Annotated in this window: 9 protein-coding genes; 4 read left to right on the forward strand and 5 right to left on the reverse strand. The window is 70.4% G+C overall.

Annotation, left to right across the window (positions count from 1 at the left end; all coding sequences use genetic code 11):
• Positions 1-105: 105 nt before the first annotated feature.
• Together ppdK and ACFY0U_RS02035 are read right to left on the reverse strand one after the other, a co-directional pair.
• Positions 106-2,826, reverse strand: coding sequence for a pyruvate, phosphate dikinase (ppdK, locus tag ACFY0U_RS02030; protein ID WP_388628802.1), 2,721 nt, complete (start codon positions 2,824-2,826; stop codon positions 106-108).
• Between the two features lie 406 nt (positions 2,827-3,232).
• The gene (locus ACFY0U_RS02035) at positions 3,233-4,429 is read right to left on the reverse strand and encodes an ROK family protein (RefSeq protein ID WP_388628805.1); all 1,197 of its coding nucleotides are present in this window, start codon (positions 4,427-4,429) and stop codon (positions 3,233-3,235) included.
• 120 nt (positions 4,430-4,549) lie between these two features.
• On the opposite strand from ACFY0U_RS02035, the gene ACFY0U_RS02040 reads away from it, so the two are divergent.
• The 3 genes from ACFY0U_RS02040 to ACFY0U_RS02050 all read left to right on the forward strand — a co-directional run bounded on the left by ACFY0U_RS02040 (position 4,550) and on the right by ACFY0U_RS02050 (position 9,741).
• Positions 4,550-5,935: a trehalase family glycosidase gene (locus ACFY0U_RS02040; RefSeq protein ID WP_388628807.1), complete on the forward strand. Its 1,386-nt coding sequence runs from the start codon at positions 4,550-4,552 to the stop codon at positions 5,933-5,935.
• Positions 5,932-7,875 (forward strand): glycogen debranching N-terminal domain-containing protein, encoded by a 1,944-nt coding sequence (locus tag ACFY0U_RS02045; RefSeq protein ID WP_388628810.1) that lies wholly within the window; start codon positions 5,932-5,934, stop codon positions 7,873-7,875. Before ACFY0U_RS02040 ends, ACFY0U_RS02045 begins: the two co-directional genes overlap by 4 nt.
• Before the next feature lie 204 nt (positions 7,876-8,079).
• Positions 8,080-9,741, forward strand: a complete 1,662-nt coding sequence (locus ACFY0U_RS02050; RefSeq protein WP_388630395.1) for a CDP-alcohol phosphatidyltransferase — start codon at positions 8,080-8,082, stop codon at positions 9,739-9,741.
• Positions 9,742-9,744: 3 nt separating this feature from the next.
• Here ACFY0U_RS02050 and ACFY0U_RS02055 read toward each other — a convergent pair whose 3' ends face one another.
• The 3 genes from ACFY0U_RS02055 to dusB form a co-directional block, all read right to left on the reverse strand.
• Positions 9,745-10,272, reverse strand: coding sequence for a hypothetical protein (locus ACFY0U_RS02055; protein WP_388628812.1), 528 nt, complete (start codon positions 10,270-10,272; stop codon positions 9,745-9,747).
• A gap of 43 nt (positions 10,273-10,315) precedes the next feature.
• Entirely contained in the window at positions 10,316-11,044 is a 729-nt protein-coding gene (locus ACFY0U_RS02060) for a helix-turn-helix domain-containing protein (RefSeq protein ID WP_388628814.1), read from the reverse strand.
• A 143-nt stretch (positions 11,045-11,187) separates the two neighbouring features.
• A complete protein-coding gene (gene dusB / locus ACFY0U_RS02065; RefSeq protein ID WP_388628817.1) occupies positions 11,188-12,342 on the reverse strand; it encodes a tRNA dihydrouridine synthase DusB in 1,155 nt (384 codons plus the stop codon).
• A gap of 97 nt (positions 12,343-12,439) precedes the next feature.
• Here dusB and ACFY0U_RS02070 point away from each other — a divergent pair, with 97 nt between their 5' ends.
• Positions 12,440-13,885, forward strand: coding sequence for an MFS transporter (locus tag ACFY0U_RS02070; RefSeq protein ID WP_388628820.1), 1,446 nt, complete (start codon positions 12,440-12,442; stop codon positions 13,883-13,885).
• Positions 13,886-13,909: the final 24 nt, after the last annotated feature.

Consider the following 13,909-nt stretch of genomic DNA (forward strand, 5'->3'; position numbering starts at 1 on the left):
TGACGCCCCTTCTTGGTGATCCGGAACCGGCGCCCATCGGTACTGAGGGTCGGGGACAGGCGTCGGTTCCGGGGTCTGATGGCCGTGAAGCCGTGGCCGTAAGGCCTAGCGGTGGTCGCTTCCCGCCGACTCCGACGCCGCGCGGCCCGCCTCCAGGCGTGCCACCGGGATGCGGAAGGGCGAGCAGGAGACGTAGTCCAGGCCGACCTCGTGGAAGAAGTGGACCGACTCCGGGTCACCGCCGTGCTCGCCGCAGACGCCGAGCTTGAGGTCGGGGCGGGTCTTGCGGCCCGCCTCGGCGGCCAGCTTGACCAGGGAGCCGACGCCGTCCTTGTCGATCGTCTCGAAGGGCGACACCCCGAAGATGCCCTTCTCCAGGTACGCCGTGAAGAAGGAGGCCTCCACGTCGTCCCGGCTGAAGCCCCACACCGTCTGGGTGAGGTCGTTCGTGCCGAAGCTGAAGAACTCCGCCGCCTCCGCGATCTGACCGGCGGTCAGCGCGGCGCGCGGAAGCTCGATCATCGTGCCGATGGTCAGCTTGAGCTGCGCGCCCGTCGCCGCCTCGACCTCCGCGATGACCTGGTCGGCTTCCTCACGGACGATCTCCAGCTCCTGGACGGTACCGACGAGCGGGATCATGATCTCGGCCCGCGGGTCGCCCTTGGCCGCCTTGCGCTCGGCCGCGGCCTCGGCGATCGCCCGTACCTGCATCGTGAACAGACCCGGGATGACCAGACCGAGGCGCACACCGCGCAGGCCCAGCATCGGGTTCTGCTCGTGGAGGCGGTGGACCGCCTGGAGCAGCCGCAGCTCGTTCTCGTGCGGCTCCTGACGGGACTCCGCCAGCGCCACACGGACCGACAGCTCGGTGATGTCCGGCAGGAACTCGTGCAGCGGCGGGTCCAGGAGTCGTACCGTCACCGGCAGGCCGTCCATCGCCGCGAACAGCTCGACGAAGTCCTGCTTCTGGAGCGGGAGCAGCTCCTTCAGGGACTCCTCGCGCTCGGCCTCCGTGTCGGCCAGGATCAGGCGCTCGACCAGCTCACGGCGGTCGCCGAGGAACATGTGCTCGGTGCGGCACAGTCCGATGCCCTGGGCGCCGAAGCGACGCGCGCGCAGCGCGTCCTCGGCGTTGTCCGCGTTGGCCCGCACCCGCAGCCGGCGCTTGCGGTCGGCGAACGCCATGATCCGGTGCACGGCCTCGACGAGCTCGTCGGCGTCCTGCGCACCCGCGTGCATCCGGCCCTCGAAGTACTCCACGACCGGGGAGGGGACGACGGGCACCTCGCCGAGGTACACCTTGCCGCTCGACCCGTCGATGGAGATGACGTCGCCCTCCTCGACCACATGGCCGCCGGGCACCGTCATCCGCCGGCGCTTGGTGTCGACCTCCAGCTCCTCGGCACCGCAGACACAGGTCTTGCCCATGCCCCGGGCGACGACGGCCGCGTGCGAGGTCTTGCCACCACGGCTCGTGAGAATTCCCTCCGCCGCGATCATGCCGTCGAGGTCGTCGGGGTTGGTCTCGCGGCGGACGAGGATGACCTTCTCGCCGGAGCGCGACCACTTCACCGCGGTGTACGAGTCGAAGACCGCCTTGCCGACCGCCGCACCCGGCGAGGCCGCGATGCCCCGGCCGACCTGCTGGACCTTCGCGTCCTCGTCGAAGCGCGGGAACATCAGCTGGGCCAGCTGGGCGCCGGTGACGCGCTGGAGCGCCTCGGCCTCGTCGATCAGGCCCTGGTCCACGAGCTGCGTGGCGATCCGGAAGGCCGCGCCCGCCGTGCGCTTGCCGACGCGGGTCTGGAGCATCCAGAGCTGGCCGCGCTCGATGGTGAACTCGATGTCGCAGAGATCCTTGTAGTGGTTCTCCAGGGTCGCCATGATCTGCATCAGCTGGTCGTACGACTTCTTGTCGATCGATTCCAGCTCCGCGAGCGGGACCGTGTTGCGGATACCGGCGACGACGTCCTCGCCCTGGGCGTTCTGGAGGTAGTCGCCGTACACGCCCTGGTGGCCGGAGGCGGGGTCGCGGGTGAAGGCGACGCCGGTGCCGGAGTCGGGGCCGAGGTTGCCGAAGACCATGGAACAGACGTTGACGGCGGTGCCCAGGTCGCCGGGGATGCGCTCCTGGCGGCGGTAGAGCTTGGCGCGGTCGGTGTTCCAGGAGTCGAAGACCGCGTGGATGGCGAGGTCCATCTGCTCGCGCGGGTCCTGCGGGAAGTCCCGGCCCGCCTCGGTCTTGACGATCTTCTTGAACTTGGTGACGAGTTTCTTGAGGTCGGCCGCCTCCAGGTCCGTGTCGACGTGGACCTTCTTGGCCGCCTTCGCCGCCTCCAGCGCCTCCTCGAAGAGCTCGCCGTCGACGCCGAGGACCGTCTTGCCGAACATCTGGATGAGACGGCGGTACGAGTCCCAGGCGAACCGCTCGTCGCCCGCCTGCTCGGCGAGGCCCTTCACGGACCTGTCGGAGAGGCCGATGTTCAGGACCGTGTCCATCATGCCGGGCATGGAGAACTTGGCGCCGGAGCGGACCGAGACGAGGAGCGGGTTGTCGGCCTGGCCGAGCTTCTTGCTCATCTGTGTCTCAAGGGCTTCGAGGTGCGCACTCACCTCGTCACGCAGTGCCACCGGCTCCGCGCCGCTCTCCAGGTAGACCTTGCAGGCTTCGGTCGTGATGGTGAAGCCGGGAGGAACGGGGAGTCCCAGGTTGGTCATCTCGGCGAGGTTCGCGCCCTTGCCACCCAGGAGGTCCTTGAGGTCCTTGTTTCCCTCGGTGAAGTCGTAAACGAACTTCGCTACGTGGGGTTCTTTGTTTTCCGACACGGTTCTCGACTCCCTCGAGGACGCGGTGGCTGCCCTGACGACGGGGAACATACCCAGATCGAAGGCGTCTGGGGAGGTCCACTCGGGCGTCATGTGCCCGTAACCAGTCGTCTGCCAGCGGATTGAAAGTCAAAGCTTGGCAAGCGACTGAGCCCCGATGTTTTCACTTCTTGAACACATGAACCCTGGAAGCGGCGGCATATCGCTCATCTGAGCGGCATTCGGCACGCCTGATTTCGATCGATGAACGATCAAGGGGTGGCACCGAGTGCCACCCCTTGGAGAAGTGCAGTCGCCCAAGATCCGCTCATCTGAGCGCTACCCCTATCAAGGGTGGCGAGAATCACGCTGCCACAGGCGCCCGGATTTCACCATGCGGACGGGTATCCGGACCGAAATGTGCCGGTCACACGCCGAGCGCGGCCAGCCGCTCCTCGGCCCGCTCGGGGGCGTAGAGATGCTCCACGACCAGCGCACCCGCTCCGACCAGCCCGGCCCGCTCCCCCAGCCGTGAGGTGACGACGTCCAGATGGGCGGTGGAGCGCGGCAGCGCCCGCTGGTACAGCAGCTCGCGCACCCCGGTGAGGAAGGGGGTTCCGGCCAAATCACCGGCGATCATCAGAACCCCGGGGTTCAGCAGGGTCACCACGGTCGCCAGGACGTCCCCGACCTGCCGCCCCGCGTCCCGGGCGAGCGCGGCCGCCTCCGGATGCCCGGCGGTCAGCAGATCCCGCACATCCGAGCCGGAGGCCGCGGGCACCCCGGTCTCGGCCAGCCGCCGCGCGACGGCGCCACCACTGGCGACGGCGGCCAGACAGCCGTAGGAGCCGCACCGGCACAGCGCGTCCGCGCCCACCCGGATATGGCCGATGTCCCCGGCGCCCCCGTCGATGCCCCGGAAGATCGAGCCGCCGACGACGACCCCGGCACCGATACCGGTCGAGACCTTGACCAGCACGAACGCCGAGCAGTCGGGATAGGCCGTGCGCTGTTCGCCGTACGCCATGAGGTTGGCGTCGTTGTCGACGAGGACCGGCACCGCGGGCGCCCCCGTGTGCTCGGTGAAGGAGCGGGCGAGGCGGCCTCTTATGTCGTAGCCGTCCCAGCCGGGCATCATCGGCGGCTGGACCACTCGGCCGCTCTCGCTGTCGACCGGTCCCGGCACCGCGAGCCCGATGCCGCAGACCTCGCCCGCGCGGTGGCCGGCCTTCTCCAGCAGCTCGGCGAACCAGCGGCCCAGCTCCCCCAGCACCACGTCCGGCCCGTCCTCGATGACGAGCGTGCCGCTGTGCTCGGCGAGCAGCTCGCCGCTCAGCGACAGGACGGCCGCGCGCGCGTGCCGGGTGTCGAGGTCGGCGGCGAGGAGGACGGCATGGGCGTCGTCGAACTCCAGGGTGATCGAGGGGCGCCCGCCGAGCGGGGAGTCCACGGGACCGCCGGCGCCCTCGCGCAGCCAGCCCGCGCGGAAGAGCCGGTCCAGGCGCTGGCCGACGGTGGCACGGGACAGCCCGGTGGCCTGCTGGAGCGCGCCGCGCGTGATCGCGCGCCCGCTTCGTACCAGTTCGAGCAGATCGCCGGCGCTTCCCTGACCCCGTCCGGTCATGCGCACCCCCTTGTGTTTCCCAACTCTGCATTACATATTGAGTTTTGCGTGTTAAATAGACGTAACCCTACGGTAGCCACGACCGAACCGGTCGGCCGGACGTCTTTCGGGGAGCCCCGAGTGGATCGCACTGCCCAACTCACCGCCCGTCTCACAGAACGCGCCTTTGTATACGATCCACCCCCTACGCGGGGTTCGCTGCACCTCAGGGCCGCCCGGGTACTGGAGGACAACTGGACCGGCACCTCCACAGTGCCCTCGCGCGGCCTGTATCCGCACCAGTGGTCGTGGGACTCGGCGTTCATCGCGATCGGCCTCAGGCATCTGTCGCCGCTCAGGGCGCAGACGGAGCTGGAGACACTCCTCGCCGCCCAGTGGGGCGACGGGCGTGTCCCGCACATCGTCTTCAACCCCTCCGTGCCGCTCGACGCGTACTTCCCGAGCCCCGACTTCTGGCGCTCCTCGACCGCGGGGCGCGCTGCGGGCGCCCCGCGCACCGTACAGACCTCGGGCATCGTGCAGCCACCGGTGCACGCGCTGGCCGTGTGGCTGGTGCACTGCTCGGACCCGGGTCTGTCCCGGGCGCGCGGCTTCCTGACTCGGATGTACCCCCGCCTGGCGGCCTGGCACCGCTATCTGCTGCACCGGCGGGACCTGGGCGGGGGTTCGCTGGCCTCCGTCGTGCACCCCTGGGAACAGGGCATGGACAACAGCCCCTGCTGGGACCTGCCGCTCTCCCGCGTCACCCCCGCCCCGGCACGCTCCTTCCGGCGCGCCGACCTGGACCACGGGGCTGCGGAGGACCGGCCGACGGATCTGGACTACGGGCGGTACGTGCGGCTGGCGACGGACTACAGGGACGGCGGCTACGCGGACGGCCACGGCGAGTTCGCGGTCGAGGACCCGTCCTTCAACGCCCTGCTCATCGCCTCCGAGCACGCCCTCGCCCGGATCGCGCAGGAGCTGGGCGCGACCGGCACGGCCCGGCACGCGCGTGCGGAGCGTCTGACGGCGGCTCTGATCGACCGGCTGTGGGACCCGACGGAGGGCATGTTCTTCTGCCGGGACGTGCGGGGCGGGGGACTGATCCCCGAGCGCAGTGTGTCCGGGCTCATCCCCCTGCTGCTGCCGACGCTCCCCCGGGACATCGTCGAGGCCCTCGTCCGTACGACCACCTCCAAGCACTTCGGCCTGGGCGGCACGACCCGCCTCGTGCCCAGCTACGACCTTCTCGGCGAGGCCTTCGACCCGCACCGCTACTGGCGGGGCCCGGCCTGGTTCAACACCGGCTGGCTGATGGAGCGGGGCCTGCGCACCCACGGCGAGCGGGGCCGCGCCGACGCGCTGCGCCGGGCCGTCCTCGACATCGCCGACACCTCGGGCTTCGCCGAGTACGTCGACCCGTACACCGGCGAGGCCTGCGGCGCGACCGGCTTCGGCTGGACCGCCGCGCTCACGCTCGACCTGCTGCACACCGGCACATCCAAGGGAGGGGACCGGGAATGACGGAACGGCATCATCTGCTCGTGCACGGCGGCACGTTCGCAGCCGTGGGTGACGGTGGAGACATCAGTGGGGTCCGGGGCGGCGCCTCCCCGTCCCCGGAAGGGTTATTCGTCCGCGACGCCCGGCACCTCAGCCGCTGGCAGCTGACGGTCGACGGCGCGGTGCCCGAGGCCCTCACCCCCGTCGCAGACGGCGACACCGCACGCTGTGTCCTCGTCCCGCGCGGCGGCCGGCAGGAGCCGCCCGCGTACACGATCTTCCGTGAACAGGCTGTGGGCGACGGCTCGTTCATCGAGTCCCTGCGCGTCACCAGCAACCGCCCGGCGCCGGCCACGGTCCGGCTCGCGGTCACCGCCGACGCCGACTTCACGGACCAGTTCGAACTGCGCTCCGACTACCGCACCTACACCAAGATCGGCGCCACCCGCTCCCGCGAAGTCCTCGACGCGGGTGTCGAGTTCACCTACCAGCGCGGCGAGTGGCGTTCCTGTACGACGGTGACGGCGGAGCCCGCTCCGGACGGCGTCGAGGAGACGGGCACCGGAGCCCGGCGCCTCGTCTGGACGCTGGAACTGGAGCCGCACGGCACGGCGGAGCTGACGCTGAGGGTGATGGCACGGCCGCACGGCGACAAGCGGGCGCTGCGGGTACCGCAGTCACCGGCCGCGCTGAACGCCCAACTCCTCGCGCTGGAGGGCGAGTTCGTGGAGGGCGTCGCCTTCCCGACCGGCTGGCCCGAACTGGCCGCCGCATGCGCCCGCGGCCTCGCCGACCTCGCCTCGCTCCAGGTCCCGGCGACCGGACCGGACGGCGAGGAGCTGCGCGTCCCGGCCGCCGGCGCGCCCTGGTTCCTGACCCTGCTGGGCCGCGACGCGCTCCTCACCTCACTCTTCGCCCTCCCCTACCGCCCCCAGCTCGCCGCCGCCACCCTCCCCGCGCTCGCCGCGGCCCAGGCCACGGAGATCGGCGCGGACTCGGTGGCACAGCCCGGCAAGATCGTGCACGAGGTGCGGCACGGAGAGCTGGCGCACTTCGGCCAGGTGCCGTACGGCCGTTACTACGGCTCGGTGGACGCCACGCCGCTGTTCCTGGTGCTGCTCGGGGCGTATGTGGAACAGACCGGGGACGTCGCGATGGCCCGGCGCCTGGAATCCCATGCCCGGGCGGCGATCGGCTGGATGCTGGACCACGGCGGGCTGACCTCGCGCGGCTACCTCGTGTACCGAGCCGACCAGGGCGGGCTCGCCAACCAGAACTGGAAGGACTCCCCCGGGGCGATCTGCTGGGCCGACGGGACGCGGGCCAGCGGGGCGGTGATGGCGGCCGGGGCACAGGGCTACGCCTACGACGCGCTGCGGCGCACCGCGTGGGTGGCGCGGACGGCCTGGGCGGACGAGACGTACGCGGCGCTCCTCGAACAGGCCGCGGGGGATCTGCGGGACCGTTTCCAGCGGGACTTCTGGATGCGGGACCGGGCCTTCCCGGCGCTGGCGCTGGACGGCGAGGGACAACAGGTGGACGCGCTGGCGTCCGATGCCGGGCATCTGCTGTGGTCCGGGCTGCTCGACAAGGAGTACGGGGAGGCCGTGGGGCGGCGGTTGCTGGAGCCGGACTTCTTCTCCGGGTGGGGGGTGCGGACGGTGGCGGCCGGGCAGTCGGCGTATCACCCGCTCTCGTATCACCGGGGGTCGGTGTGGCCGCATGACAACGCGCTGATCACGCTGGGGTTGGCGCGGTACGGGCTGCATGACGAGGCGCGGACGGTCGCGCATGCGTTGGTGGACGCGGCGACGGCTACGGGGCATCGGCTGCCGGAGGTTCTTGCGGGGTATGGGCGGGATACGCACGGGGAGCCGGTGCCGTATCCGCATGCGTGCGTGCGGGAGTCTCGGTCTGCGGCCGCGCCTCTTGCGTTGTTGACCGCGGTCGGGGGCGCGTAGGGAGGTTGTATGGCGGGTGCGGCGCCGTCGTGGCTTGGCGCGCAGTTCTCCGCGCCCCTGGGGTGGGTGCAGTTGCCCTTGGTCTGCTGTTTGCTGCCTGTTTGCCCAGTGCTGTGAACGGCCCTTGAGAGCGAGCCGTACGGGACTGTGCCAAGTTCCGTACGGAAGGACCCTCGGGTGGCCGTCACTCTGCGCACGCGGCAATTGCCGGACACGCCCGCGCCCCCTGCGCGTCCGCGTCCGCCGGTCCTCCGGTGGACGGTCACCGCACTCGCCGCCCTGCTCGTCATCGGGGCGTTGCTGTTGCCGAACGCTCTGGGGGCGCTGAAGCCGAACCGGTTCACGCGTATCCCCGTCGAGGCGATCCTCGGGGCGGCCGTGGCGTTGTGGTTGCCGCGGCGGCCTCGGGTGGTGGTGGCGGTGGTGGCCGGGGTGGGGCTCGGGGTGCTGACCGTGCTGAACGTGCTCGACATGGGGTTCCGGGAGTATCTGGGGCGGGGCTTCAACCTGGTGCTGGACTGGGAGTTGCTGGACGACGCGCAGTCGTATGTCGCTGATTCGATGGGCGGGACGTTCGCGGTGCTGGCCGCGGTCGGGGCTGTGCTGCTCGTGCTGGTGCTGGTGGGGGTCATGGCGCTGGCGATGGTGCGGCTGAGCAACGTCCTGGTGGCGAGCAGGCCGGTCGCCGCGCGGGGCACGCTCATCGCGGCGCTGGCGTGGATCACCTGTTACGCGCTCGGGTTGCAGATCGGCGGTACGCCCATCGCCTCCGACCGGACCGCCGACGCGCTGAAGATCCAGGCGCGGCGGGTGGCGGACACGATCCGGGACGAGGCGGCGTTCGCGAAGGAGGCGAAGGCGGACACGTTCGGGGCGACGCCGGGTGCGCAGTTGGTGCCGGATCTGCGGGGCAAGGACGTGATCTTCACGTTCATCGAGAGTTACGGCCGGAGTGCGATCGAGGATCCGGTCATGGCGCCGGGGGTGGACTCGACGCTCGCGGCGCGGACGAAGGCCTTGGACAAGGCGGGGTTCCATGCCAAGAGCGGGTGGCTGACGTCGGCGACGTACGGGGGCAGCAGTTGGCTGGGGCACTCCACGTTTCTGTCGGGCCTGTGGATCGACAACCAGCAGCGGTATCGCACGGTGACCTCCGGGGACCATCTGACCCTCACCAAGGCGTTCCAGAAGACCGGTGACTGGGACACCGTCGGGGTGATGCCGGGTATCCAGAAGGGCTGGCCGGAGGCGAAGTACTACGGCCTGGACAAGGTGTACAACGCCTTCCAACTCGGCTACAAGGGACCGAAGTTCAGCTGGTCGACGATGCCGGACCAGTACGCCCTGGAGGCCTTCCAGCGCCAGGTGCACGGCAAGAAGCGCGACAGACCGCTGATGTCGGAGATCATCCTGACGTCGAGCCACCAGCCGTGGGCACCGATCCCGAAGCTGGTGGACTGGGACCGGTTGGGCGACGGCTCGGTCTTCGACGCGATCCAGAAGGCCGGCAAGAAGCCCGGCGACATCGTCACCGACTCGACCAAGTCCCGTGAGGAGTACGGCAAGTCGATCCAGTACTCGGTGACGGCCCTCACCCAGTGGCTGGAGCGCTACGGCACCGACGACACCGTCCTCGTCTTCCTCGGCGACCACCAGCCCATCGCCCGCGTCAGCGGCGACCACGCCAGCCGCGACGTCCCGGTCTCGATCGTGGCGAAGGACCCGAAGGTGCTGGACAAGATCGCAAGCTGGAACTGGACGGACGGCCTGCGCCCCGACCACAACGCCCCGGTCTGGAAGATGAGCTCCTTCCGCGACCGCTTCCTGACGGCGTACGGCTCGACACCCCGCCCGTCCGGGGACTGACGGTCAGGGGGACCGCATCGCCGCGCGCGCGACTTCTACGAACTTCTCCAGAGCGCGTGTGAATTCCTGGTGCCCTTCGTCGAAGGCCGCACGCGCCTCGGACTCGCCGCACGCGACCCGCCACAGGGTCCGGTTGGTTTCCGCGACCACCCGCAGGACCGTCTCAGCCGCCTCCGCCGCACCGACGGGACCTTCGAGGACGACGACCCGGACACTGCGCATCAACGGATCGAAAGCGCCCCGGAGTTCGGTCCGCAGATCCTGGACTCGCGTCGCCAGCCGCTCGGGATCGGCGAGTTGGTCCAGGTCGAAGGCGGCCTGCCAGTACAACTCGCCGGTGATGTGCGCCTGTTCCATGAACTCCAGATAGGCCGCCCGGCGCAGTTCCCGTATCCGCCCCTGGAGCTGGGCCTGTGCCGACGCCTCCGCCTGGGCCCGCGCCGCGCGCACGTTCCCGAGGTTGGTCACCCAGCTCGCCAGCACTGCCGTCGCGCCGGTGAAGGCCGCGATCCACACCCCGCTGTCCCCCACGCCGATCAGTGTGCGGCGGCCCCACCCCGCTGTCGAGGGCGCCTCAGTCCTCCGGCGGCGTCCCGGGCTTCGTGGAGAGGATGTCGCGGGCCTGTTCCGCCGCGCGGGCGATGCTCTCGGAGACGAAGTCGAGGAAGCGGGCGATGTTTTCGAGGCGGACGGCGGCCGGGGTGTCGGGGCCGAGGACGGTGACGCCCTGGCGGGCGATCTCGACTATCTGGGCGGTGGAGCGGGCGCTGGCCATCATGGACTGGTACCAGATGTCGTCGTCGACGACATAGCGCTCGCGGCGCCGCTCGTCGCGCTCCCGGCGCACCATGCCCTGGCTCTCCAGGAACGTGATCGCCTTGGAGACGGACGCCGGACTGACGTTGAGGCGCTGGACGAGTTCGGCGGCGGTGAGGCTGCCGGTGTCGGTGAGGGTGATGCAGGCCATCACGCGGGACATCATCGTGGGCATCCCGGAGCCCATCATGACGGTGGTGAACGTCTCCTCGTACTCCCGTACCGCCTCGGCGTCACGCCCATAGGCCTGCTCGGGCGCCCGCCCGTCCCGGGGCGCGGTCCGCCCGCGTCGATGCGCCCGGCGTTCGGTGGCGCGATGGGCCACCTCGGCGCGGTAGGCGCTCGGACCGCCGTTGCGCATCACTTCGCGCGTGACCGTGGAGGTCGGACGCTCCAGGCGGCGGGCGATCTCCGCGTAGGCGAGGCCGTCGGCCAGCCCCAGCGCGATCTGCTGGCGTTCCTGCTGGGTGAGCCTGCCTCCGGGCATCGGGGCCTCCTTCGTGCTCCGCGGAAGCCAGCAGCATAGTCGGCGGGCGGGGCGCCGGGCGCGGCGACCAATGCAACGATCCCACGCCGTTCACCTGCCGTTACGGCAACCGGACGCAACAGGCCCGCCGCTGTGCGCTCGCCTCAGCCGCCCGAGGTGTCCAGTTCCGCGTCCTCGCCGATCCCCGCGCAGTCGTACGGGTCCTTGAGCCAACCGTCCGGCAGGACAACCCTGTTGTTGCCCGACGTCCGCCCACGCGGCCCGTCGGCGCCCGTCGGCCAGGCCTGGTCGAGGTCCAACTCGTCGAGACCGGACCGCAGTTCCTCCAGGGAGGAGGTGATGGCGAGGCGCTTGCGCATCTCCGAGCCGACCGCGAAGCCCTTGAGGTACCAGGCCACGTGCTTGCGGAAGTCGATGACTCCGCGGGCCTCGTCGCCGATCCACTCGCCGAGGAGCGTGGCGTGACGGACCATCACATCGGCGACTTCGCGGAGGGAAGGGCGCGCGATGTCGTCAGTACGGCCCTCGAAGACGGCCACGAGGTCCGAGAACAGCCACGGCCGGCCCAGGCAGCCACGGCCCACGACCACCCCGTCGCAGCCCGTCTCCCGCACCATCCGCACCGCGTCCTCGGCCGACCAGATGTCACCGTTGCCGAGGACGGGGATCTCCGGCACATGCTCCTTGAGCCGGGCGATCGCGTCCCAGTCCGCCGTGCCGCCGTAGTGCTGGGCGGCGGTGCGGCCGTGCAGCGCGATGGCCGTCACGCCCTCCTCGACGGCGATCCGGCCGGCGTCGAGATAGGTGATGTGGTCGTCGTCGATGCCCTTGCGCATCTTCATCGTGACCGGGAGGTCTCCGGCCCCGCTCACCGCCTCGCGCAGGATCGCGCGCAGCAGATTCCGCTTGTACGGCAGTGCCGAGCCGCCGCCCTTGCGCGTCACCTTCGGGACCGGGCAGCCGAAGTTCAGGTCGATGTGGTCGGCGAGGTCCTCCTCCGCGATCATGCGGACGGCCTTGCCGACGGTCGCCGGGTCGACGCCGTACAGCTGGATCGAGCGCGGCTTCTCGGTCGCGTCGAAGTGGATCAGCTGCATGGTCTTCTCGTTGCGCTCGACCAGCGCCCGGGTCGTGATCATCTCGCTCACGAACAGCCCCTTGCCACCGCTGAACTCCCTGCACAGGGTGCGGAAGGGCGCGTTGGTGATCCCGGCCATGGGGGCCAGGACGACGGGCGGCTGCACGGTGTGCGGCCCGATCTGAAGGGTCGCGTTCGAGGTGGGCGCGGTCGTGGGCATTCCCCCATTGTGGCGCACGACGACCCGTGCTCGGCCGTGCGATCTTGTACCGACCATTAGTTAGACGCACTATCGATATCGGCGTACGATGGAGCGCATGCCCGAGCTCAGCTTCCGCCGACGCCTGTTGGTCCTCGCGATCTGCTGCATGAGCCTGCTGATCGTGAGCCTCGACAACACCGTGTTGAACGTCGCCCTGCCGTCCATGCAGCACGATCTCGACGCCTCCACGTCGGGCCTGCAATGGACCATCGACGCGTACACGCTGGTGCTCGCCTCGCTGCTGATGCTGGCCGGCTCCACGGCCGACCGGATCGGCCGCAAGCGGGTCTTCGTCGCGGGCCTGATCGTCTTCACGATCGGCTCGGTGCTGTGCTCGATGGCCCCGAACCTGGAGGCGCTGGTCGCCTTCCGCATGGTGCAGGCGGTGGGCGGCTCGATGCTCAACCCGGTCGCCATGTCGATCATCACCAACACCTTCACCGACCCCCGTGAGCGGGCCAGCGCGATCGGGGCGTGGGGTGCGGTCGTCGGTATCTCCATGGCGGCGGGACCCCTGGTGGGCGGTCTGCTCGTGGACACCGTCGGCTGGCGCTCGATCTTCTGGATCAACGTCCCGGTCGGTCTCGCCGCCCTCCTCCTCACCCTTCGCTTCGTCCCCGAGTCCCGCGCCCCCAAGGCCCGCCGCACCGACCCGGTCGGCCAGCTCCTGGTGATCGCGCTGTTCGGCTCGATGACGTACGCGATCATCGAGACGCCGAACACCGGCTTCGCCTCGGTCCTGCCCTACGCCGCGCTGGCGCTGGCCGCGCTGATCGGGCTCCTGGTGTACGAGCCCCGGCGGGCCGAGCCGCTGATCGATCTGCGGTTCTTCCGCTCGGCGCCGTTCAGCGGGGCCACGGTGATCGCGATCAGCGCGTTCGCGGCGCTGGGCGGGTTCCTGTTCCTGTCGACGCTCTACCTCCAGAACGTCCGCGGCCTCGACGCGATGCACGCCGGTCTGTGGATGCTGCCGATCGCGGCCCCCGCGTTCGTCTGTGCCCCGCTGTCCGGACGCCTGGTCGGCCGGCACGGGCCGCGGCTGCCGCTGCTGATCGCCGGTGTCTCGATCACCGCGAGCGGGGTGCTGTTCGCCGCGTTCGAGGCGGAGACGTCCAATGCCACCCTGCTCATCGGGTACATGCTCTTCGGTATCGGGTTCGGCTTCGTGAACGCGCCGATCACCAACACGGCGGTGTCGGGGATGCCCCGGTCGCAGGCGGGGGTCGCCGCGGCGGTGGCTTCCACGAGCCGGCAGCTGGGACAGACCCTGGGGGTCGCTGTGATCGGCGCGGTGCTGGTGGCGGGGGTGGGGTCGGCCTCGTACGCCGACACGTTCGTCTCGGCCTCCGTGCCGGCCTGGTGGATCATCGCCGGGTGCGGGTTCGCGGTGCTGGTGCTGGGTGCGGTGACGAGCGGGGCCTGGGCCCGTGGGACCGCCCAGCGGACCGCCGAGCGGCTGGAGTCGGTCGAGGTGCGCGAAGCGGCGGGGGTCGGCGCGTAGTCCGTACGACCGGAGTCGACCGGT

Origin of the sequence: Streptomyces sp. NPDC001536, from assembly GCF_042894505.1 — a bacterium.
Classification (GTDB): Bacteria; Actinomycetota; Actinomycetes; order Streptomycetales; family Streptomycetaceae; genus Streptomyces.